This window comes from Modestobacter sp. VKM Ac-2984, assembly GCF_026967985.1.
Classification (GTDB): domain Bacteria; phylum Actinomycetota; class Actinomycetes; order Mycobacteriales; family Geodermatophilaceae; genus Modestobacter.
This window is the reverse complement of the sequence record NZ_JAPVBJ010000004.1, coordinates 32886-53928: the sequence shown is the minus strand read 5'-3', so window position 1 is coordinate 53928 and position 21043 is coordinate 32886. Positions and strand designations below refer to the sequence as shown.

Annotated in this window: 17 protein-coding genes; 6 read left to right on the top strand and 11 right to left on the bottom strand. The window is 75.8% G+C overall.

Annotated features, from left to right (window positions below):
• Positions 1 to 68: 68 nt before the first annotated feature.
• Positions 69 to 362: a WXG100 family type VII secretion target gene (locus O2W16_RS10015; RefSeq protein WP_269158681.1), complete on the bottom strand. Its 294-nt coding sequence runs from the start codon at positions 360 to 362 to the stop codon at positions 69 to 71.
• Between the two features lie 181 nt (positions 363 to 543).
• Here O2W16_RS10015 and O2W16_RS10010 point away from each other — a divergent pair, with 181 nt between their 5' ends.
• Positions 544 to 4713 carry an FtsK/SpoIIIE domain-containing protein gene (locus tag O2W16_RS10010; RefSeq protein WP_269158680.1) on the top strand — a complete coding sequence of 1390 codons (4170 nt, stop codon included), beginning with the start codon at positions 544 to 546 and terminating at the stop codon, positions 4711 to 4713.
• A gap of 8 nt (positions 4714 to 4721) precedes the next feature.
• Here the strand turns inward: O2W16_RS10010 and O2W16_RS10005 are convergent, their stop codons facing one another.
• From O2W16_RS10005 to O2W16_RS09990, 4 genes are all read right to left on the bottom strand, one after another.
• Positions 4722 to 5225, bottom strand: coding sequence for a DUF6912 family protein (locus O2W16_RS10005; protein ID WP_269158679.1), 504 nt, complete (start codon positions 5223 to 5225; stop codon positions 4722 to 4724).
• Positions 5226 to 5347: 122 nt separating this feature from the next.
• A complete protein-coding gene (locus tag O2W16_RS10000; protein WP_269158678.1) occupies positions 5348 to 6742 on the bottom strand; it encodes a WS/DGAT/MGAT family O-acyltransferase in 1395 nt (464 codons plus the stop codon).
• 107 nt (positions 6743 to 6849) lie between these two features.
• The gene (locus tag O2W16_RS09995) at positions 6850 to 8127 is read right to left on the bottom strand and encodes an AAA family ATPase (RefSeq protein WP_269158677.1); all 1278 of its coding nucleotides are present in this window, start codon (positions 8125 to 8127) and stop codon (positions 6850 to 6852) included.
• Positions 8127 to 8891: an SAF domain-containing protein gene (locus tag O2W16_RS09990; RefSeq protein ID WP_269158676.1), complete on the bottom strand. Its 765-nt coding sequence runs from the start codon at positions 8889 to 8891 to the stop codon at positions 8127 to 8129. Before O2W16_RS09990 ends, O2W16_RS09995 begins: the two co-directional genes overlap by 1 nt.
• Positions 8892 to 9092: 201 nt before the next feature.
• Here O2W16_RS09990 and O2W16_RS09985 point away from each other — a divergent pair, with 201 nt between their 5' ends.
• A complete protein-coding gene (locus O2W16_RS09985) occupies positions 9093 to 9338 on the top strand; it encodes a helix-turn-helix domain-containing protein (protein WP_269158675.1) in 246 nt (81 codons plus the stop codon).
• Positions 9339 to 9347: 9 nt separating this feature from the next.
• Here the strand turns inward: O2W16_RS09985 and O2W16_RS09980 are convergent, their stop codons facing one another.
• The gene (locus O2W16_RS09980; RefSeq protein WP_269158674.1) at positions 9348 to 9917 is read right to left on the bottom strand and encodes a hypothetical protein; all 570 of its coding nucleotides are present in this window, start codon (positions 9915 to 9917) and stop codon (positions 9348 to 9350) included.
• 91 nt (positions 9918 to 10008) lie between these two features.
• Between O2W16_RS09980 and O2W16_RS09975 the strand changes: the two genes are divergently transcribed.
• Entirely contained in the window at positions 10009 to 10779 is a 771-nt protein-coding gene (locus O2W16_RS09975) for a LysM peptidoglycan-binding domain-containing protein (RefSeq protein ID WP_269158673.1), read from the top strand.
• A gap of 45 nt (positions 10780 to 10824) precedes the next feature.
• On the top strand, positions 10825 to 11424 hold the full coding sequence (locus O2W16_RS09970) for an Rv3235 family protein (RefSeq protein WP_269158672.1): 600 nt from the start codon (positions 10825 to 10827) through the stop codon (positions 11422 to 11424).
• A gap of 92 nt (positions 11425 to 11516) precedes the next feature.
• Here O2W16_RS09970 and secA read toward each other — a convergent pair whose 3' ends face one another.
• Positions 11517 to 14624: a preprotein translocase subunit SecA gene (gene secA / locus O2W16_RS09965; protein ID WP_269158671.1), complete on the bottom strand. Its 3108-nt coding sequence runs from the start codon at positions 14622 to 14624 to the stop codon at positions 11517 to 11519.
• A gap of 87 nt (positions 14625 to 14711) precedes the next feature.
• Here secA and O2W16_RS09960 point away from each other — a divergent pair, with 87 nt between their 5' ends.
• Positions 14712 to 15194, top strand: coding sequence for a pyridoxamine 5'-phosphate oxidase family protein (locus O2W16_RS09960; RefSeq protein ID WP_269158670.1), 483 nt, complete (start codon positions 14712 to 14714; stop codon positions 15192 to 15194).
• Between the two features lie 5 nt (positions 15195 to 15199).
• Positions 15200 to 15751, top strand: a complete 552-nt coding sequence (locus O2W16_RS09955) for a GNAT family N-acetyltransferase (protein WP_269158977.1) — start codon at positions 15200 to 15202, stop codon at positions 15749 to 15751.
• A 61-nt stretch (positions 15752 to 15812) separates the two neighbouring features.
• Here the strand turns inward: O2W16_RS09955 and hpf are convergent, their stop codons facing one another.
• From hpf to mtrB, 4 genes are all read right to left on the bottom strand, one after another.
• The gene (gene hpf / locus O2W16_RS09950) at positions 15813 to 16553 is read right to left on the bottom strand and encodes a ribosome hibernation-promoting factor, HPF/YfiA family (protein WP_269158669.1); all 741 of its coding nucleotides are present in this window, start codon (positions 16551 to 16553) and stop codon (positions 15813 to 15815) included.
• Between the two features lie 27 nt (positions 16554 to 16580).
• A complete protein-coding gene (locus O2W16_RS09945) occupies positions 16581 to 17471 on the bottom strand; it encodes a ComF family protein (RefSeq protein WP_269158668.1) in 891 nt (296 codons plus the stop codon).
• Positions 17472 to 17566: 95 nt separating this feature from the next.
• A complete protein-coding gene (locus O2W16_RS09940; RefSeq protein WP_269158667.1) occupies positions 17567 to 19306 on the bottom strand; it encodes an LpqB family beta-propeller domain-containing protein in 1740 nt (579 codons plus the stop codon).
• Positions 19303 to 20898, bottom strand: a complete 1596-nt coding sequence (mtrB, locus tag O2W16_RS09935) for an MtrAB system histidine kinase MtrB (RefSeq protein WP_269158666.1) — start codon at positions 20896 to 20898, stop codon at positions 19303 to 19305. Before mtrB ends, O2W16_RS09940 begins: the two co-directional genes overlap by 4 nt.
• Positions 20899 to 21043: the final 145 nt, after the last annotated feature.

The window sequence follows — 21043 nt, the reverse complement described above, 5'->3', positions numbered from 1 at the left end:
CGCCCGGCCGAGCGGCAGCTCCCCGCCGGCGTCGGCCCCGGCCGACGTCGGCGTCCGGCCGGCCGGCGTCAGAGCATCGCGCCGATCCGGGCGGCCATCTCGGCCTCGTGCTGCTGGTACGCGGAGGCGACGCTGGTCAGCAACTGGCCCATGCCGGTCAGCGCCTCGCTCACGCCCTGACTGGACAGTCGCCACTTCTCGTACAGCTCGCTGAACTGCACCGCGGCCTGGCTGTCGGTCCACCCCTCCAGCACCGAGCTGTTGATCCCGGCGGACAGCGTGGCGTGCCGGGCCGAGGTGTCGGCGGCCTCCGCCCGGCACTGTCCGGCCATCGTGTTCAGCGTCGCGATGTTGACCTTCATGGCTCCTCCTCACCTGCCGGGCACCTCCCGGCGGCTTCCGAACCTAGGTCCGCCCGGGCAGGCCGGACCGCAGCTGTCCACAGCCGGCCCGGCCGTCCACAGATGTTCGTCGGGGCCCCCGCGGCGCCAGTGGCCAACCGCACCATGACCGGGTGTCCAGCTCCCCGGTGCGGTGTCCTGCATGACGACGGCGCCCGGCGAGCACACCGTCCGCTGTTGGACACTGCAGGCCCCCGACGGCGCTCTCGACGTCGAGGTGCGAGCACCGGACGGGGCCGTGCTCGGCGACGTCCTGGCCGGGTTGTCCGACCAGCTCCACCTCCCGCCGGCCCAGCTCTGGTCCGGGTCGAGTGCGCTGCCGGCCAGCACCCCGCTGACGTCGGAGGCCCTGCGCCACGGCGCCCTCCTGGGGTGGGGCCGCCCGGGACCCCGGGAGCCGGCCGAGGGCGGTGCGCTCGAGCTGCACGTGGTGGCCGGGGCGGACGCCGGTCGCACGGTCGCGCTGAGCCAGGGTGCACTCGTCGTCGGCCGCGGCGCGGCGTGCGGGCTGACCCTCGAGGACCCGGACGTCTCGCGCCGCCACGTCGTCGTCTCGGTGGCCGAGGGGCGGGTCACGGCCGCCGACCTCGGTTCCTCCAACGGCACCACGCTGACCGACCGCACCGGTGTGGCCTCCGCGGTGGGCACCGCTGAGCAGGAGTGGCCGGTGGACGCGACGCTCCGGCTGGGTGCCAGCGCCCTCCGGCTGACCGGCCCGCGCGGCGCCGGCCTGGAGTCCGCTGCTGCGCCGGCAGGACGGGTGCACGTCCGCCCGCTCCCCTGGTCACCGCCGGCGCCGGTGAGCACGACGGTGCTCCGGCCGGCGGCCCCGCCGGAGCCGGCACGGCGACGGCTGGGCTGGGTCGCCGTCGCACTCCCGGCGGTCGGCGGGGTGCTGATGGCCTGGCTCCTCGCCACGCCGCACTTCCTCTTCTTCGCCCTGCTGAGCCCGGTCGTCGCCGTGGTGAGCTGGTCGTCGGACCGGCTGTCCGGCCGCCGCGGCCACCGCCGGGAGGTGGCTGCGCACGCCGTGGCGCTCGCCCGGGCCGACGCCGAGCTCGGCCGGGCGGTCGCCGCCCACCGGACGGCGCAGGAGGCCGCCCACCCCGACCTCGCCCTGCTGGCCGCCGCCGCGCGTCGACGCAGCAGCCCGCTGTGGTCCCGGACCGGCCCGGCCGCCGCCGCGCTCAGCGTGCGGCTGGGCACCGGCCCGGGCCTCACGTCGGTGACCAGCGCAGAGCCCGGTGGGGACCGTGCCGCCGTCCCGGCCGAGCACCTGCCGGTGGCGCTGCCGCTCCAGGACGGCACCGGTCTGGGCATCGTCGGACCGCGGGCAGCGGTCCTCGGCGTGGCCCGTGCACTGGTCTGCCAGCTGGCCGTGCTGGTCCCTCCCGCAGGCCTGCGGTTGGTGCTGGTGAGCAGCCGGGGCCAGCTCGCGGACTGGCGGTGGTGTCGTTGGCTGCCCCAGCTGCAGGGGGTGGTCGTCCCGGGCGAGCCGGTCCCCGACCGGCTGCTGGCTGCGCTGTCCGGCGCCCCGACCGCGGGAACCGGCGCCCCACCCCGGACGGTGGTCGTGCTGGACGGCCCGGTCGACCCGGCGACCGCCGCCCTGGTCGCGGGAGCCGCCGCCCAGGCCGTACGACTGGACCTGGCCGGGACCGAGGCCGCCCTCGCGTTGCCGGCGCTGGCCCGGCTGCAGGTCGCCGGGGAGACCGGCACCGGAGGTCGGCTGCGGCTGCCCGGCGCCGACCAGGAGAGGTTCGTCGACCTGGATGCGGTCGGCGCGGGGACGGCCGACCGGATCGCCCGGGACCTGGCCCGGCTCGCCGTGCCCGCCTCCGCCGGTGAGCTGCCCGACGCGGCCCGGCTGCTCGACCTGCCGACCGCCGGGCTTCGCCTGGATCCGCGGGGCAGCCAGGCGTCCGGCAGCTGGGACCGGGAGCGCGACCGCCTCCTGGCCACGCTGGGGGCCACCGGCGAGGGGCCGGCCCGGATCGACCTGGTCGCGGACGGTCCGCACACGCTCGTCGCCGGCACGACCGGTTCGGGCAAGTCCGAGCTGCTGCAGACCCTCGTCGCCAGCCTGGCTCAGCACCACCCACCGGACCGGTGCAGCTTCCTGCTCATCGACTACAAGGGCGGAGCCGCCTTCGGCGAGGCGGCAGCGCTCCCGCACACGGTGGGCATGCTGACCGACCTGGACCCCCAGTCCACGGCGCGGGCGCTGCGGTCCCTCTCCGCGGAGCTGACCCGCCGGGAACGCCTGCTGGCCGAGCACGGCGTGCGCGACCTCGCGGCCCTGCCGGCACCGGTCGCCGCCAGCCGCCTGGTGATCGTGGTGGACGAGTTCGCCACCCTGGCCGATGAGCTCCCGGGCTTCGTCAGCGGCCTGGTCGGCATCGCCCAGCGCGGCCGGTCGCTGGGCGTGCACCTGGTGCTGGCCACCCAGCGTCCGGCCGGCGTGGTGAGCCCGGAGATCCGGGCCAACTGCTCGCTGCGGATTTGCCTGCGGACCACCGACGAGGGCGACGCCCGCGACGTGCTCGGCAGCACGCTGCCCGCACACCTGCCCCCCGACCGCCCGGGGCGGGCGTACCTGCGGACCGGCAACGGGCCGGCCGTGCTGCTGCAGGTGGCGCGGGTCTCCGGCCGCTCTTCGCCGGCCGGCGCGCCGCTGGCCGTCGCGCGCCGCCACTGGCCGCCGCGACTGGGGCCGGCGCAGCCCGCGCCGCCCGGCAGCGAGGCCAGTGAGCTGCAGCGTCTGGTCACGGCGCTCGGGGCGCGGGCACGGGCGGACGCCGTCGACCCACCGCACCGGCCTTGGCTCCCCCCGCTGCCCGACGAGCTCCCCGCCGCGGCGCTCGACCGCTGGGCGTCGGAGGCACCGGCGTCCCGACTCCGGGTCGGCCTGCGCGACTCCCCCGACGCGCAGCTCCAGGCACCGCTGGAGCTGGACCTGGACGCCGGCGGCGGGTGGCTGGTGGTGGGCGGTCCCCGCAGCGGACGGACCACCGCCCTGCGCACCGTGCTGGGTGAGGCGGTCCACCACCTGCCGCCCGGTGGCCTGCAGGTGCACGTGCTCGACCACGGTGGCGGTGGCCTCGCGGCCCTGGCGGCGGGCCTGCCGCACACCGGCACGACCGTCGGGCGGGACGACGCACACCGCACCGTGCGGCTGCTGGCCCGGTTGACCGAGGAGGTGGACCGGCGCCGTGGCGGTGGTGGCGGACCCGCACCGCTCCTGCTGCTGCTGGTCGACGGCTACGAGAGCGTGGCCGCGCAGCTGGAGGCGGCCGACCCCGCCACCGGGGCGGCGGCGCTGCTGCGGCTGGCGCGGGAGGGTGCCGCCGTCGGCCTGACGGTCGCCCTGACCGCCGAACGCGCCGTCCCCGGTGGCCGGCTGGCGGGCTCCGTCCGGGAACGGCTGGTGCTGCCGTTGCCCGATCGGGCCGACTACGCGGTGGCCGGCGTGCCCGGTCGTGCGGTGCCCGGCCACCGGCCGCCGGGGCGGGCGCTGGTCGGCGAGGACGCCGCCGAGTGCCAGCTGGCGCTGCCCCGCACGCCTGTCGTGCCCGCGGCCGACCCGCCGGGGGCGTCGGGGGCCGAGCCGCCGGTCCGGGTGGTCGAGCTGCCCGCGGACCCAGGTCTGCCACTGCCCGGTCCGGCACCCGCCGGCGACGGACCGGCGACGTGGTGGTTGCCCGTCGGCCCCGGCGGCGACGGCGGTGAGGCGGTCGGCGTGGACCTGGCCCGCACCGGCGGCCTGCTGGTGGTCGGCCCCCCGGGCAGCGGCCGGTCCAGCGCCCTCCGGGCCTTCGGCCGGCACGTTCGGTCGGCCGGTGCGGCCGTGCTCGAGCTGGTCACCGCACCCGCACCGGTCACCGGTGAGGGCGGCGGCGGGCCCTCGCACCTGCCCGTCCAGCTGTCCGGGACGGACGCTGCCGGGGTGCACAGCTGGCTGGCCGGGCACGACGGGCGCCGGGTGCTCGTGCTCGCCGACGACCTGAGCTCGCTCTCCGACGAGGTCGGTGACCTGCTGGCCTCGCTGAGCTCACCGACCGGCCGGGTGACGGTCGTCGGCGCCGGGACCGCCGCCGAGGTGGCCGGGGCCTTCCGCGGTCCGGCGGCAGCGCTGCGCCGCAGCCGCACGGCCGTGCTGTTGCGGCCGGCCCCCGGCGACGCCGAGCTGCTCGGCCTCCGGGTGCCCCGGACGCCGTTGCCCCCGCGGCCCGGCTCGGGCTGGCTGGTGACCCCGCACGAGGTCATCCGGCTGCAGGTCGCCCGGCACCGTCCTGCACCGGGCACCCGGTGACCGACCGATCAGAGGAGCTCGAGCGCCGGGCCGATCTCCTGGGTCGCGTACCAGGCGAGCTCGTGCCCCTCCGCCTGGTCGACGACGAACTGGGCTTCCTCGCTGCCGAGGTCGGCCTCCAGCACGACGGCGACCGCCGCGCGGACGTCCGCCTCCGCCTCGGCCCCGTCGACGTGCGCGCTGGCGATGTCGCCGGTGGCCAGATCAGCGGTGGTCCGCGCGGCGCCGGCGTCGGCGCCCTCGTCCTGGATGGGGGTGACGGTGGTCTCCGGCACGTCGGCGGCGAGCACCACCCGGCGGCGGGCGGCCAGCGGGTCGACGTCCATCAACCGCAGGCTCGCCCGCGCCGCGGCGAGCAGTGCGGCGTACTCGAGCTCCTCGTCGTCATCGCTCAGCTCGTAGAAGTCCCGCAGCTGCGGGGTGACCGTGAAGACCGTGTGCGGCCCCTCGAGTCGGCCCTCGTCGAGCAACCGCTGCAGCACGGTCGTCGTGGCCGGCAGGTACACGCGCACCGGTTCGCCTCCTCCTGGTCGACAGTTCCCAGCGACACCAACGCCGCCGGCCCGACGATCTTCCCAGGCGCCGCTGTACAGGCCCCCGGCGCGCGCCCGGACCGGGGATCAGCCGGCCTCCGTCAGCTCGACGCCTCCACCAGATAGGCGATCTCCTGCTCGATGAGGTCGGCCAGGTCGTCGACGTCGCTCACGCTGTCCCGGTCCGCGTTCAGCCCGAAGTAGACGGTGCCGTCGTAGCTGGTCAGCCCGATCGCCAGCCCCTGCCCCCGGACCAGGGGGACCACCGGGTAGACCTCGACCATCCGCGCCGGGCCGGCGTAGAGCGGCACCTGCGGGCCGGGCACGTTGGTGACGACCAGGTTGAACAGCCGGCGGGAGAGCCCGCTGGCGGCGCGGGCACCGAGGGCGTGCAACGTCGGCGGGGCGAACCCCGAGAGGGCGCTGAGCGTGTCCGCCCCGACCGACTGCCCGCTGGGTGCCAGGCCGCGCATCGCGAAGCTGATCCGCGCCAGCCGCACCCGCGGGTTCGGCTCCCCCACCGGGAGGTCGACCAGGAAGGACCGGACCTCGTTGGCGCCGCCGTCCTCCTCGGCCCGCACCGACACCGGCACCAGCGCGCGGACCGAGGAGCTGCCCACCACCGGCTCACCCCGGGACAGGAGCCACTCCCGCAGCGCGCCGGTCACGGAGGTCAGCAGCACGTCGTTGACCGTGCCGCCGTGCGCCTTGCGCACCAGCCGCAGGTCGGCGAGGTCGGCGCGGGCGACGGCCACCCGGCGCTGCCGGCCGATGGGGGCGTTCAGCGGGCTGACCGGCGCCGGGGACACCGCGGTGCGCGCCACCGCGGTCACCAGCCCACCGGCCACCCCGGCGAACCGGGTCGCGGTGGCGCGCAGGTCGCCCGCCGCCGTGCGGGCGGTCTCGAGCACCGCCGAGGGGCGCTGCAGGTACTCCTCCACCGCCTCCCAGACCAGCGCGGCCGACCCCGGCGGGCGGCGCGGTCGCCACTCGCCCGATGCGGCCGGTGCGGGGTCTGCCTCCGGGTCCGGGTCGAGGATCACCTGCCCGATGTCGATCGCCCCGAGACCGTCGACGAGCGCCGGGTGGGTCTTGGTCACCACCGCCGTGCGGTCACCGGCCAGCCCCTCGACGAGGTACATCTCCCAGAGCGGCCGGCTGAGGTCCAGCGGCCGGGCGGTCAGCCGGGCGACCAGGTCCAGCAACTGCTCCTCGGTGCCGGGCCGGGGCAGCGCCGAGCGTCGCACGTGGTAGGTCACGTCGAAGTCGGGGTCGTCGACCCATGCGGGGTTCGCCAGGTGGCCGGGCACCTCGAGCACCTTCTGCCGGTACCGGGGCACCAACGGCAGCCGGGCGCGCACCAGTTCGATCAGGGCGTCGTGGTCCAGCGTCCCGGACGAGCACTCCAGGACCAGCACCGCACCGACGTGCATGGGCGTGCCCGGTTCCTCCAGGTACAGGAAGGACGCGTCCAACGCGGTGAGCCGTTCGACCAACGTGACCTCCCTCACTGGTACCGGGTCCACGCTACGGCCCGGGCATCACGACCGGTCAGCCCACCCCCTGCCCGGCCCGGCGGGCGCCCCGGCCGGGCCGGCACGGCTCAGCGGGAACGCCGGCGCCGCCCAGCCGGCTCGGCGACCCCGCCGAGCTGAGCGGCCAGCGTGCGGAGCCCGGTGCGCAGCGGGGACGCGGGAGCCACCTCGGCCAGGGTCCGTCCGGCCGCCAGGGCCGCGTCGGTGGCCCGCCGGTCGGCCGGGAGGAAGGCACGGACCTCGTGGCCGGTGAAGCGGCTCAGCGCACCGGCGATCTCCTGCCGCGCGTCGCCGGGCACCGGACCCCGGCGCAGCTGGTTGACCACCACGACCGGCTCCACGTCCGGGAGCGCCTCGCGCAGCTCGGCCAGTGCCCGGACGGCGCGCTGCAGGGCGACCGGGTCAGCTCCGCAGACGCAGAGGACCACGTCGGCCTCCTCGAGCACGGTGAGGGTGGCTCCGTTCCGGCGTGGCGCGGCGGTGTCGAAGGAGAGCTCCTCGTCCTCCTCCAGGGAGAACCCGCAGTCGACCACGGTCAGCGAGGCCAGCCGCCGAGCCTCCTCGAGCACCACCGCGACCGCCTGCGGCCGCAGCTCGGGCCACCGGTCGGCCCGGGCCAGCCCGGTCAGCACCCGCAGGTGCGGGTGAACCACCCAGGCGAGCCTCGCCAGGGCCGCGACGTCGAGCGTCCCGGCCGCCGCCTGCCGGGCAGCCGCCGCCACGCCGGGGGACTCGTCCAGCAGGCCGAGGACCTGCGCGACCACACCGCCGTACACGTCCCCGTCCACCAGCAGCGTGGAGACCTCCAGCCGGGCCGCCTCGTCGGCGAGCCCGACGGCCACGGTGCTGCGACCGGGCGCGCCCGTCGGCCCCCAGACCGCCACGACCCGGCCCCGGCCGGCCGGGCGCGCCGACTCCTCGGGCGGCAGCCCCAGGGCGGGCAGCGCCGACCGTGGGTCGCCGACGTCGTGGCCACCCACCGGTCCGCCGCGCACGGCGTCCCGGAGCTCGCGGGCGATCTCCTCGGCCGGCGCGTCGGCAGGCAGCACCCGGACGACGCCGAGCTGGTGGAGCCGGTCGGTCGCCCGGGTGTCCCCGGGTTCGACCAGCCCGACGACCGCGATGCCCGCGGCGGTCAGCCGGGCCACCGCCGCGCCGTCCAGCCGGCGCAGCTCGGCCGAGAGCAGTGCCGCCTGGCCGGTGCCGGTCGTCGCGGCGGCCAGCAGGTCGGCGACGTCGACGCAGCGCCGGACGACGGTGACCCCGTGGTCCTCGCGGTCCAGCGCCCCGACGAGCTCGGACTCCCAGGACGCGCCGGTGACTGCGGTGAAGACCTGCAGGGCCATCAGTCCACCGGCCCGGCCGGGACAGCTGCGACCGGTGCGCCGCTGCGGTCGGCCGTGGCCCCACCCGTGTCGGACGGAGCCTCGACGGAGTTCCGGACGACGACCACCAGCCCGCGCCCCCGGATCGAGGCGAGCACGTCGGCAGCGTCCTCGGCCGGCACGGCGACGACCACCTGCACGGTCGAGGTGGCCGTGGAGAGGACGCCGTCCCCACGCCCGGTGACCGCCTGCACCGGTGCACCGGCGACGACGACGTCCACCCCGCCGCCGGTCGGCGCGGACCCGCCCACCACCGGGTCGGCCACGGCGTAGACGTCGACCACCTGCCCGCGGTCCAGCCCGGGCGGGACGTAACCGGCCTGCACCGGGAGCGCGAGCTGCACCAGGTCACCCGGCTCCTCGAGCACCGATCGCGGCAGCAGCTCCCCGTCTCGCACCGCACGGGCGAGCACCCGCCCCGCCGGGCGGGTGCTGGTGGCCAGGTAGGCCTCGGCGACGTCGTCCAGCCGGACGGAGACCGGGACCAGGTCGGCCTCGGACAGCACCGTGCCGGCCGCCAGGTCACCGGCGGCGGACCAGACGGGCACGGTCGCGTCCGCGGCCGTCACCACCCGGGCGCCGACCAGGACCGAGCCCAGCACGAGCAGGACTCCGAGCACCAGCCGCAGGTCCAGCCAGCGCGGCGGGCGGACCCGACGCGCCGCCGGGCCGGGTGGAGCCGTGTCGGCGCGCACGGTGGACGGCGCCGCGGTGGGCGCGCTCATCGGTCGGATCATCCCTCGCCCTGTCTGCCCGTCTCGGGCCGGTCACCCGGCTGACCTCGCCGTACGCGGTCGCGGAGGCAGATCATGACCGAGGGACGAGCCGGTGCGCAGCGGTCGTCCACACCTTCGGGTGGACCGTCCGGGCCGCTGTCACCCGGCTGACACACTGGCGGGCACCTTCGACGGGAGAACACCGACCCCATGGCCACCCAGCGCTTCCTGACCCTCGACGACGTCGCGGAGATCCTCAACGTCTCCTGGTCACAGGCCTACGCGCTGGTGCGCCGCAAGGAGCTGATCGCCATCCAGATCGGCGGGCGGGGCCAGTGGCGGGTCGAGAAGGACGAGCTGGAGCGCTTCATCCAGCAGAAGTACGCCGAGGCGCGCTCGTCCTCCGTCGCCGAGGAACCGGCCCCCGACGACGCCGAGGTCGACTCCACCCGCTGAGCGAGCCGCTCAGCCGGCCGCCGGCCCCGCCGTCCGGAGCGCGACGAGCGCGTCCAGCGGCACCGCCCGGACCCCGGTGACCGCCCCACGGCGCCGGGGCTGGTCGATCGGGTGCTCGGCCACCTCCAGGAAGTCCGCGCCGACCCGGTCGACGGTGCCGGCCAGGACGGCGCCGTCCACCAGCAGGCAGTGCAGAGCGGCCCGGTCCCGGGCCAGCGCCCGAGCCGCCCGGCGGAGGTCCAGGGCCCGGTCGACGAGACCGGCCGTCCCGGCCACGGCGGTCACGGCCGTGAGCCCGGACACCGCGGTCACCGCGCCCAGCGCGACCAGCACCTCGCGGCGCTGGTGATCGACCAGCAGCACCCAGTCCACGCCGACGTCGACGAGCCGGCCGGCGAGCTCTCCGGCACCGCGGGAGCTCAGCGAGACCTCCTGTCCGGCCGAGCCCCGTAGCCGGTCGGCCAGCCGGACCCGTCCGTGCTCGGCGCGCGCCCGGGACGCCTCGTCGCCCTGCTCGACGGCGGCCTCCTGCTCGGCCAGCTGGCCCTCGAGGTCGGCGAACAACTGCTCCCAGCGCATGACCGGCAGGTTAGCCCGTCCACAGATCCTTTCGTTTGGTTGCATTTGCTTCGCATGGTGGTGTTTGGTCCTCGTTGTGAGTGGAGTGGGCATGTCGGCAGGGCGCTGGACGGGTACGGCCGCGGCGTTCGCCCTGGTCGCCGGTGGCCTGCGCCGGCTGGGGGCGGAGCCGGGGACGGTCCGCGCCGCGCTGGCCGATCCCCAACGGCTGGTCGACACCGCCGGGGCGGACGCCCTCGTGCTGGTGGCGGTGACCGCGCTGGCCTGGCTGTGCTGGGCCTGGGGTGCCCTCGGTCTGCTGCTGACCGCTGCCACCGCGGCGCCGGGCCTGGCCGGCCGGACGGCCGGGGTGCTGCTGCGCGGGGTGCTCCCAGCCGGTGCGCGGCGGGCCGCGGCGATCGCCATCGGGGTCGGCCTCAGCACCGCGGCGCCCATCGCGCTGCCCAGCGGTCCCGGCCCCCTCGCCGTCGCCTCGGCCGAGACGAGCCCCACCGCCGACGCCTGGCCGTCGGGTCCTGCGACGCCCGTCGTGCAGCCCGACTGGCCGAGTGCACCGGCGACCGCGGCGGAGGACACAGCTCGCACGGAGGGCACAGCCGCCGCGGAGGACACAGCCGCCGTGGAGGACACCGCCCCGGCGCCCGACTGGCCGGGGCCGGCGACCGGCGACCACGTCGTCCTGCGCGGCGACTGCCTGTGGGACGTCGCCCGCGACTGGCTCACCGGCCGCCGTCCCGGGCAGCCGGTCACCGACGCCGAGGTGGCCGCCGCCGTGCAGGCGTGGTGGGAGGCCAACGCCACCGTCATCGGCCCCGACCCGGACCTGCTGCTGCCCGGTCAGGTGCTGCGACCCCCGACCTGACCCACCCTCCCGATCCGCCTCCCCCATCGTCCCGAGGAGACACCGATGACCGCCGCGCCGCAGCTCTCTCCGGCACCACCTGCTCCCCCGTCGTCCGGGCCGCTGGCCGCTGCGCCGGCGCCGGACCCCCGGCGGCTGCAGCTCGTCGTCGTCCGCACACCCGGACCTCCCCTGCAGGAGGAGGGCCTGCCGGTGCGGCTGCTGGTCCCGGGCCGGCGCACACCACGGCCGGCCCCTCCGCCCGGCCCGCGGCCCCGGTTGGACCGGCCGGCCCGGCCGGCCGGTGATGCGGCGGACTTCGGGCCGGCCTGGACGCGTCGGGCCGAGCTGCCCGACCCCCAGGCCGCCGGACGGCGACTGGTCACCCTGACCTTGGAGGCGTTCGCCGGCCGCCGGCCGATCAGCCAGCTGCAGTCCCTGGTGAGCCCGGCGCTGTTCCAGGCCCTCAGCGGGCGTCGCCGGCCGCGCTGGTGCACCGAGGGGACCGCACCGCTGCTGCTGAGCACGGTCCGGGTCTGCGAACCGGTGGACGGGGTGGCCGAGATCAGCGCCGTGGCCCGGCGCGGCGGCTGGGCACATGCGGTCGCCGCCCGGCTGGAAGGGGTGGACGGGCGCTGGCGGTGCACGGCGCTGCAGGTGGGCTGAGCGGCTCCCCACCCGGTGGCGCAGGTCGGGACCGCACGACGACGATGCCCCGCCGACCAGGTGGTCGGCGGGGCATCGGGGAGCTCAGCGCGTCAGCCGGCGACGCCGTGGCACTGCTTGTACTTCTTGCCCGACCCACACGGGCAGGGCGCGTTGCGCGGGGTCTCCTTGGTGCCGGTGACGGTCGCCGTCTTCGCCGCCTTGGCCCGGCCACCGTCCTTGGCGGAGGAGTCCAGGCTGGGCGCGCTGTAGCTCAGCTCCGTCTGGTCCGGGGCCTCCAGGCCCTTCACGTCCAGCTCCGGCCCGGTGCCCGTGGACACCGGCTCCGCGGGCGCCGGCGCGGCAGCCGCCGCGGGGGCGGCCTTGCGGGTGCGCCGAGCCGAGCTCGTCGTCCCGCCGCCGTTGGACGTCGGCGCAGCAACCGGCACGGCCGGGGCCGTGCCGTTGCCGTCCGCTGCCGGGGCGACCGGCTCGGCGGCCGGTGCGGCCGACTCGGCCGGCGGGGTGGGCGCGGCCGGCTCGGCGGGAGCGACCGGGGCAGCGGCCTCCGCCGGAGCAGCGGCTGCCGCCGGAGCAGCGGCTGCCGCCTGGGCTGCGGCCGCGGCCTGCCGGGCCAGCACCCGCTGGGTCCCGGCCTGCGCCCGGGAGAGCGCCTCCGCCTCGGCGGCCGCCTGCTTCTGCGCGGCCTCCGCGGCCTGCTGGTCCTTCGTCTTGACCTCGAGGTTGAAGAGGAAGCCGAGGGACTCCTCCTTGATCCCGTCGAGCATCGCGTTGAACATGTCGTAGCCCTCGCGCTGGTACTCCACGACCGGGTCGCGGTTGGCCATCGCGCGCAGGTGGATCCCGGCCCGCAGGTAGTCCATCTCGTAGAGGTGCTCACGCCACTTGCGGTCCAGCACGGTGAGCAGCACCCGCCGCTCGAGCTCGCGCATCACGTCGGAGCCGAGCGCCTCCTCGCGGGCGGCGTAGGCGGTGTGCACGTCGGTGAGCAGCTCCTCCTTCAGCACGTCCGCGGTCAGCGCCGCCTGGTCGCCGTCGGCGACCCGGTCGAGCAGCTCCTGCCGGTCCAGGCCGACCGGGTACAGCGCCTTGAGCCCGTCCCACAGCTGCTCGAGGTCCCAGTCCTCGGCATAGCCGGTCTCGGTCGCCCCGCTCACGTAGGCGATGACGACGTCGTCGACCATCGTCTGCACCTGCACGTGCAGGTCCTCCCCGTCGAGCACCTTGCGGCGCTCGTCGTAGATGACCGTGCGCTGCCGGTTGAGCACCTCGTCGTACTTGAGGACGTCCTTGCGGACCTCGTGGTTCTGCTGCTCCACCTGGGTCTGCGCGGACAGGATCGCCCGGCTGACCATCTTGGACTCGATCGGCTGGTCGTCGGGGACGCGCAGCGTGGTCATCATCGACTCGAGCATCGGCCCGTTGAACCGGCGCATCAGGTCATCGCCCAGGGACAGGTAGAACCGCGACTCACCCGGGTCGCCCTGACGCCCGGACCGGCCGCGCAGCTGGTTGTCGATCCGCCGGCTCTCGTGCCGCTCGGTGCCCAGCACGTACAGCCCACCGGCCTCGGCGACCTGGTCGTGCTCGGCCTTGACCTGTTCCTTCGCCGACGCGAGCGCCTCGTCCCAGGCGGCCTCGTACTCCTCCGGGGTCTCCGCCGGGGACAGGCCCTTGGCACGCAGCTCCTCGTCGGCGATGAACTCGGCGTTGCCGCCGAGCTGGATGTCGGTGCCTCGGCCGGCCATGTTGGTGGCGACGGTGACGGCGCCGAGCCGCCCGGCCATCGCGATGATCGACGCCTCCCGGGCATGGTTCTTCGCGTTGAGGACCTCGTGCGGGATGCCGCGCTTGAGCAGGTACTTGCTCAGCAGCTCGGACTTCTCCACGCTCGCGGTGCCGACCAGCACCGGCTGGCCCGCCTCGTGCCGCTCGGCGATGTCCTCGACGACGGAGTCGAACTTGGCCTTCTCCGTCTTGTAGATGACGTCGGCGCGGTCGGCGCGGACCATCGGCCGGTTCGTCGGGATCGGCACGACGCCGAGGGAGTAGGTCTGGTTGAGCTCGGCGGCCTCGGTCTGGGCCGTGCCGGTCATCCCGGAGAGCTTCTCGTAGAGCCGGAAGTAGTTCTGCAGGGTGATCGTGGCGAGGGTCTGGTTCTCGTCCTTGATCTTCACCCGCTCCTTCGCCTCGATGGCCTGGTGCATGCCCTCGTTGTAGCGCCGGCCCGAGAGCACGCGGCCGGTGAACTCGTCGACGATGAGGACCTCGCCGTCGGTGACGATGTACTGCTGGTCCTTCTTGTAGAGCTCCTTGGCCTTCAGCGCGTTGTTCAGGTAGCTGATCAGCGGGGTGTTGGCGGCCTCGTAGAGGTTCTCGATGCCGAGCTGGTCCTCGACGAACTCCACGCCCTCCTCGGTGATGGCGACCGTCCGCTTGGCCTCCTCGACCTCGTAGTGCCGGTCGCGCTTCATCAACGGGGCGATGCGGGCGAACTCGCCGTACCACTTGGCGCTGGTCTCGGCCGGGCCGCTGATGATCAGCGGGGTGCGCGCCTCGTCGATGAGGATCGAGTCGACCTCGTCGACGATGGCGAAGGCGTGGCCGCGCTGGACCAGGTCGCCCTTGCTCCAGGCCATGTTGTCGCGCAGGTAGTCGAAGCCGAACTCGTTGTTCGTGCCGTGCGTGATGTCGGCGGTGTACTGCTGCCGGCGCAGCTCGGGCTTCTGGCCGGAGACGATCGTGCCGACCGACAGGCCCAGGAAGCGCTGCACCCGGCCCATCCACTCGGCGTCGCGCTGGGCCAGGTAGTCGTTGGTCGTGATCACGTGCACGCCGTCGCCGCTGAGCGCGTTCAGGTAGGCCGGCAGCACACCGGTCAGGGTCTTGCCCTCACCGGTCTTCATCTCGGCGATGTTGCCCAGGTGCAGCGCGGCACCGCCCATCAGCTGCACCCGGTAGTGCCGCTGGCCCAGCGTGCGGGTGGCCGCCTCACGGACCACGGCGAACGCCTCGGGGAGCAGGTGGTCCAGGGACTCCCCGTCGCCGTAGCGCGCCTTGAACTCGTCGGTCTTCGCGCGCAGCTCGGCGTCGGTCAGATCGGTGACGTCGGGCTCCAGGGCCTCGACTGCGTCGGCGATCTTCGTCAGCCGTCGGACGATCTTGCCCTCACCGGCACGCAGGATCTTGTTGAACACCACGACCCCAGCGTAGGCGGCGCGGCTGTGAACCGGTCCCGGCGCGGCCGAGCGTCCTGCCCGGAGCCCCGGACTCGTACCCTCCGCGACGTGTCCTCCGCCGCAGACTCCCCACCTCCCCCGCTGCTCGGACCCGGGCTGGTGGCCTTCTTCACCGAGCGGCACCTGGCCACGCTGACCACCCTGCGCGCCGACGGCACCCCGCACGTCGTGCCGGTCGGCGTCACCCTCGACGCCGCCACCGGCACCGCCCGGGTGATCACCTCCGGCACCTCGGCGAAGGTCCGCCACGTGCGACGCGGGCAGGTGCAGGGCGGGCAGGTGCAGGGCGGGCAGGAACAGGGCGGGCCGGCCCGGGTGGCGGTCTGCCAGGTCGACGGCAAGGTGTGGACGACGCTGGAGGGAACGGCGGTGGTGCGTGAGGACGCCGGTTCCGTCGCCGACGCCGAGGCCCGGTACGCCGTCCGCTACCAGCAGCCGCGGGTCAACCCGGCCCGGGTCGTGCTGGAGATCTCGATCGACCGGGTGCTGGGCAACGCCGAACGCTGGCGGGGTCCCGAGGAGCTGCAGTGACCGGGATGGACCTCGGCGGCATCGACCTGACCACCGAGGTGGTGCGCACCGACCGCCTGCTGCTGCGCCCCTTCCGCGAGGACGACGTCGAGGCGGTGCTCGCCGGTTGCCAGGACCCCGACGTCCAACGCTGGATCAACATCCCCGTGCCGTACACGCGCGCCGACGCCCTGGCGTACGTCCTCGAGGACTCCCCGGCCGAACGCCGGGCAGGCGCCGGCACCAACCTGGCGATCGAGGTGGACGGCACCGTCGTCGGGTCCACCGGGGTACACCGGATCGGCCAGCACCCGATGGGCCCGGAGATCGGCTACTGGCTCGCGCCATCGGCCCGCGGCAGGGGCTACGCCGCGGAGACCACGCACGCACTCGCCGAGTGGGCGCTCGGTCTGGGCGCCCACCGGGTGTACCTGGTCGCCGACGTGCGCAACACCGGCTCCCAGGCCGTCGCCCGCCGGGCCGGGTTCACCCAGGAGGGCGTGCTGCGCTCCTACCTGGCCTACCGGGACGGCAGCCGGGGCGACGCCGCGGTCTTCTCCCGGCTGCCCACCGACTGACCCCGGACAGGCGACGAGCCGCCCTCCACGGATGCGGAGGGCGGCTCGCCGGGGCAGCGGGTCAGGCGTGCGCGGGCTGGAGGTCCCCCGCCGCCGCGGATGCCGCGACGGCGGCGGCCGGAGCCGCGCCGTCCTCGGCGTCGGCCGGGGCGCCGAGCCGGATCAGCCCGTAGTCGAACGCGTGCCGCCGGTAGACGACCGAGGGCACGCCGGTGTCGGCGCAGAGGAAGAGGAAGAAGTCGTGGCCGACGAGCTCCATCTCGTAGAGGGCCTGGTCGATGTGCATCGGGGTGGCCGGGTGCACCTTCTCCCGGACGACCTGGCCGGGCAGGTGCTCGTCCAGGTCGGTCACCAAGGGGCCGTCGGCCAGCGCGGCCTCGACGTCGGCGGTCGTCCCGTCCGGCTCCCGCACGGGGGCGCTGCCCACCCCGTCGAGCACCGGCTCCTCGACCGTGGGGACGCCGTCGATCCGCACGCTCGGTGGCGTTCGCCGGCCGTGGTGCACGCGGCGACGGTCGTTGGCTCGTCGCATGTGGTTCTCGAGCTTGCCGGCCGCGAGCTCCAGCGCGGCGTAGAAGTCGGGGGCAGACGCCTCGGCGCGGGCGACCGGACCCTTGCCCCTGAGCGTGATCTCCACGCGTTGGGCGTTGGCTGCCTGCCGAGGGTTCTTCTCGTGCAGCAGCTCGACGTCGATGCGGATGACCTTGCCGTCGAACCGTTCCAGCTGGCCGACCTTGTCCTCCACCTTCTGGCGGAAGTGCTCGGGCACCTCGACGTTACGACCACGGACCACGATCTCCATGGGACCTCCCGGTTGAGCGGGGTGTGATCAACCCGACGCTAGACGCTGTACCCCGGTCCCGACAGTGGAAGCAGGGTCCGGTCCTGCCCCAGCTCGACCACGCACCGTGAACGACCCAGGTGGCGGCGCGGCGAACGGTCGGTGCACTCGTCGTGGAGTCGCCGCGACGACTGCGGCCACCACCGGCGTGTCCCGCCACGGCGTGTCCCCGGCCGTGGCGAGCGCCCGGGCCCCTTCGGTCAGGGTCGCTCCGCTGGTGACGACGTCGTCCACGAGCACCAGCCGGCTGCCCGCGGGCACCCCGGCCCACGCCCGGTGCCCGGCGGGCAGCACGCGGAACCGGCCGGCCAGGTTGGCCCGCCGCGCGGCCGCGTCCAGGCCGGCGGAGTCCCGGGTGCGCCCGGCCCGCCCCCGCAGCCTGCCCAGCACCGGCGCCGTCCGGGCGGGCACGCCGGCCGCCCGCAGCTCGGCGACGGCGCGGTCGGCCAGTTCCCGCACGTGGTCCCGACCCCGCTGGCGCACCGCCGCCGCCGAGCTCGGCACCGGGACGAGCACGACGGGCGCGGTCGCCGGCCCGGCCGCACCGGCCAGCACGACGCCGACGGCCAGCGCCAGCGCCGCACCCAGCGGACCGGCCAGCTCGGCCCGGCCGTGCTCCTTGAAGGCCAGCACCGTGGGGCGCACCGGCCCGGCGTAGGCGCCGGCCGCCACGGTCGGCGGGAAGCCGGGCGGGTGCCGGCGCGGCTCGGCCAGCCGGGGCCGGGTGAGCCGACACCGGCAGGCCGGGCAGAGGACGTCGCCGGGCCGGGCGCAGCCGGCGCAGCTGCGGGGCAGGACCAGGTCGGCCAGCGCCCGGCTCCCGGCCCGCAGCACCCCGGCCACCCCGCCGTCCCCGTCCATGCCGCCCGCGCCGACCATGCCGGCAGCCTGCCGGTCCCCAACCGCACCCCGGTCCCGCAGCGCGGCGCTGGGGGCCCGGGGCGGGCGTGGGGACGACGGCCGGCGCCGTCCGGTCACATCGGGTAGAAGGGTGCCCCTCCCGGCAGCGGCTCGGCACCACGTACGGCGGTGACCCAGTTGCCCCCGGGCAGTTGCCAGAGCGTGCCGCCGGCGCTGACCAGGGGCTGACGCCCCGGCGCGGCCGCGACACCGGTCGGCTGTGCGGGCAGCCCCGAGGTGGTCAGCTCACTGAGCCCCCAGCCGTCCACGCTCACCTCGTAGGGCACGGTGCGCCCGGTGCTCGGGTCACCGGCCAGCAGGAGCAGCGACCCGGCGTTCCGCCAGGCGACGTCGACGACCTGCCGGATCGCGGGGGTGACCGACCGCAGGTCCCGGACACTGACCGCGTCATCAGCCCGGACCACCGTCCCGACGTAGAGCTGCCCGCCCTCGGGACCGTCGATCACCACGGCGGCCCGCAGCCCGTCCGGGGACAGCTGGAACGTGGTCGCCCGGCCGAGTCCGGGCAACGTGGGGGCGCTGACCGTCTGCGACGCCCCGCCCTCGGGCAGCCGGATCACCTCGGCGCCGTCCCGCACGGTCCACACCTCGGCCCGGGTGCCGGCCGTCGTCGGCTCCGTGAAGCTGCTGCCGGTCAGCGCGGGCGCCAGTTCCTCGCCGTACTGACCGGCGTACAGCGTGGCCGGCGCCCCCGACGGCGAGACCGAGGTCGACACCCCGGCGGTGAGCCCCAGGGCCCCGGTCCGGCCGTCCACCGAGACCGCCGCAGACTCCAGGCCGTACACCCCCTCCCCCGCGGGCCCGGGTGCGGCGCTGCCGTCGGAGGCACGACGCAGCGCACCGTCGGCCACGTAGTGGCCGACCGCATCGGCCGGGACGACGTCGGGGTCGTACTGCTGCCAGTCGTCGACCCGCTGCTCCTCAGGGACGTCCGGCAGGCCGAGCTCCTGCCCGTCGCGCAGCACCCTCACCGAGGTCACGTCCAGTTGGTCCAGGGACCAGACGAGCTGCGCGGAGGCCGCCTGCAGGGTCGCGTCGTCGACGTCGGCGGGGAAGGTCAGGTCGACCGTCGCCGTCCGACCGGAGGTGCTCACCGTGCTGCGCAGCTCCGCGTCGGCCAGCGGGTTGAGCACGCCGGCGGCGATCTGCGGGGACGGTCCGTCGATCAGGCGCTCGACGAGCGTGTTCGGCTGGGCACCACCGTCGACCAGGTAGCGGGGGTCGGGGACCACCCGGGTGCCGGACTGGTCCAGGAAGTAGGCGTCGACGGGTTCGTAGGTGCGGGCGAAGTCCGGCTCGAGCATCAGCAGCCCGTCGGGCGGGTCGCTGATCCGCCACTCCCCCGACTCCTCGGTGAGCGTGAAGGTGTGGTCGTAGACCTCCCCGGTGCCGACCGTGAAGCTGCCGCGTTGGTCGACGGTGCCCACCTCGGCAGCGGTGACCTCGACGACGCCGGGCGCGGTGCGCACCGGTGCGTAGTCGCCGCTGATGACGGTCAGCCCGTCCGTGTCGCGCCAGGCCGCCGCGGCCTCCTCGGTCAGGTACTGGCGGGCCACGGGGTGGTTGCGGACGGTGCTGGCGTTGGCGTCGATGAACCCGCGGACGACCTCCTCCGGCGTCGCACCCGGTACCGGGGCCGGCGGCTCGATGCCGACGGCGCCGGCCGGCGGGGCGGCCGCCTGGGTGATCCGCACCGTCGGGGAACTGCTGGGCACGGTGCTGCAGCCGGCGAGCGCGCAGGCGGCGAACAACGCGACGAGCGAGGCCAGCCGTGCGGAGCGGTGCCCGGTCACGACGCGCCCCCGACGGAGCGCGTGGGCGCCGGACGCAGTGGCAGCGGTGAACTGGCCAGGTCGGCGCCGGCGGTCAGCGGCAGGGTGAGCCGGAACTGCGCCCCCTGCCCGGGCTGGCCCCACACCTGCAGCCAGCCACCGTGCAGCCGGGCGTCCTCCAGGCTGATGGACAGGCCGAGGCCGCTGCCGCCCACGGTGCGCATCCGGGAGGGGTCGGCGCGCCAGAACCGGTCGAACACGTGCTGGGCCGCCACCGGGTCCAGGCCGACACCGTGGTCGCGCACCGTGATCGCCGTCGCCGCACGGTTCGCGGCCAGGGTGATCTCCACGGGCTGACCCTGCCCGTGCTCGATCGCGTTGCCGATCAGGTTGCGCAGCACCCGCTCCACCCGTCTCCCGTCCACCTCCGCGATGACCGCCGACGTCGGGACGTCGACCTCCAGCGTGCAGCCGTGCCGTTCCGCGAGCACGGTCATCCCGGCGGCGACCCGCTCGACCAGCGGGCCGAGGTCCTGCGCCTCCGCCTCGAGCGTCGCCGCGCCGGCGTCGTACCGGCTGATCTCCAGCAGGTCCGTCAGCAGCCCCTCGAAACGGTCCAGCTCCGCCCGCAGCAGCTCCGCGGAGCGGGCGACGGCCGGGTCGAAGTCCGCGCGCGCCTCGTGCAACACGTCCGCCGCCATCTGCACCGTGGTCAGCGGCGTGCGCAGCTCGTGCGAGACGTCGGAGGTGAACCGCTGCTGCAGGTGCGACAGCGCCTCCAGCTGGGTGATCTGCTTCTGCAGGCTCTCGGCCATCGCGTTGAAGCTGGTGGCCAGCCGGGCCAGGTCGTCCTCGCCGCGCACGGCCAGCCGCTCCTCCAGGTGCCCGGCCGCCAGCCGCTGCGCACCTCCGGCGGCGCGGCGCACCGGGCCGACGACCAGCCGCGTCACCAGGACGCCGATGCCCACGACGAACAACACGAGCGCCGTGCCGCTGATCACCACGGTGCTGCGGATCAGCCCCAGGCTCTCCTGCTCCTGGTCCAGCGGGAAGGCGAAGTAGACCTCCACCCGGTCGCCGCTGCGGGCGTCGGTGGGCACGGGGGCCCCGACCACCAGGGTGGGCACGGCTTCACCCTGCGCACCGGGCACCTCTGCGTACCGGTAGGCCGGCGACCCGTCGGCCACCTCCGCACGCAGGTCGGCCGGGAGGGCGGGGTAGATCTCCAGCCGGCTCCACGCCGGGCGTTCCTGGTCGCCGGATCCGTAGACCATCACGACGTCGAAGTCGCCGGCGGCGCCACCCCGCGACGTCAGGCCGGTGACCGTACGAGCCAGCGTGGAACGCACGCTGGCCGAGTCGCCGGTGGCGATGCCGCTGACCTCGGTCTGCGCGTACGCCACCCCGTTCAGCACCTGGTCGATGGCCGCGTCGCGCTTGACCCGGAGCAGCTGGTCGCTGATCTGGCTGAACAGCACCAGGCTCACGATCACCACGACGGTGCTGGCGACCAGCATGGTGATGGCGCCGATCCGCAGCTGCAGCGAGGACCGCCAGGCGTGCAGCGCGCGGCGCAGGGCACGCCCGCCGGCCACCAGTGCGCGCCGCCGCATGCGGCGCACCCGGCGGCGGACCCGCGCCGACGGCGGACGACGGGCAGGCCGGGCCGAGGGCGTGCCCGGAGCGGCGGTACCCGGAGCGGCGGTGCCCGGTGCAGCCACGCCGGTCCGGTCGACAGCCGGCTCCCCGGTGGCGGTG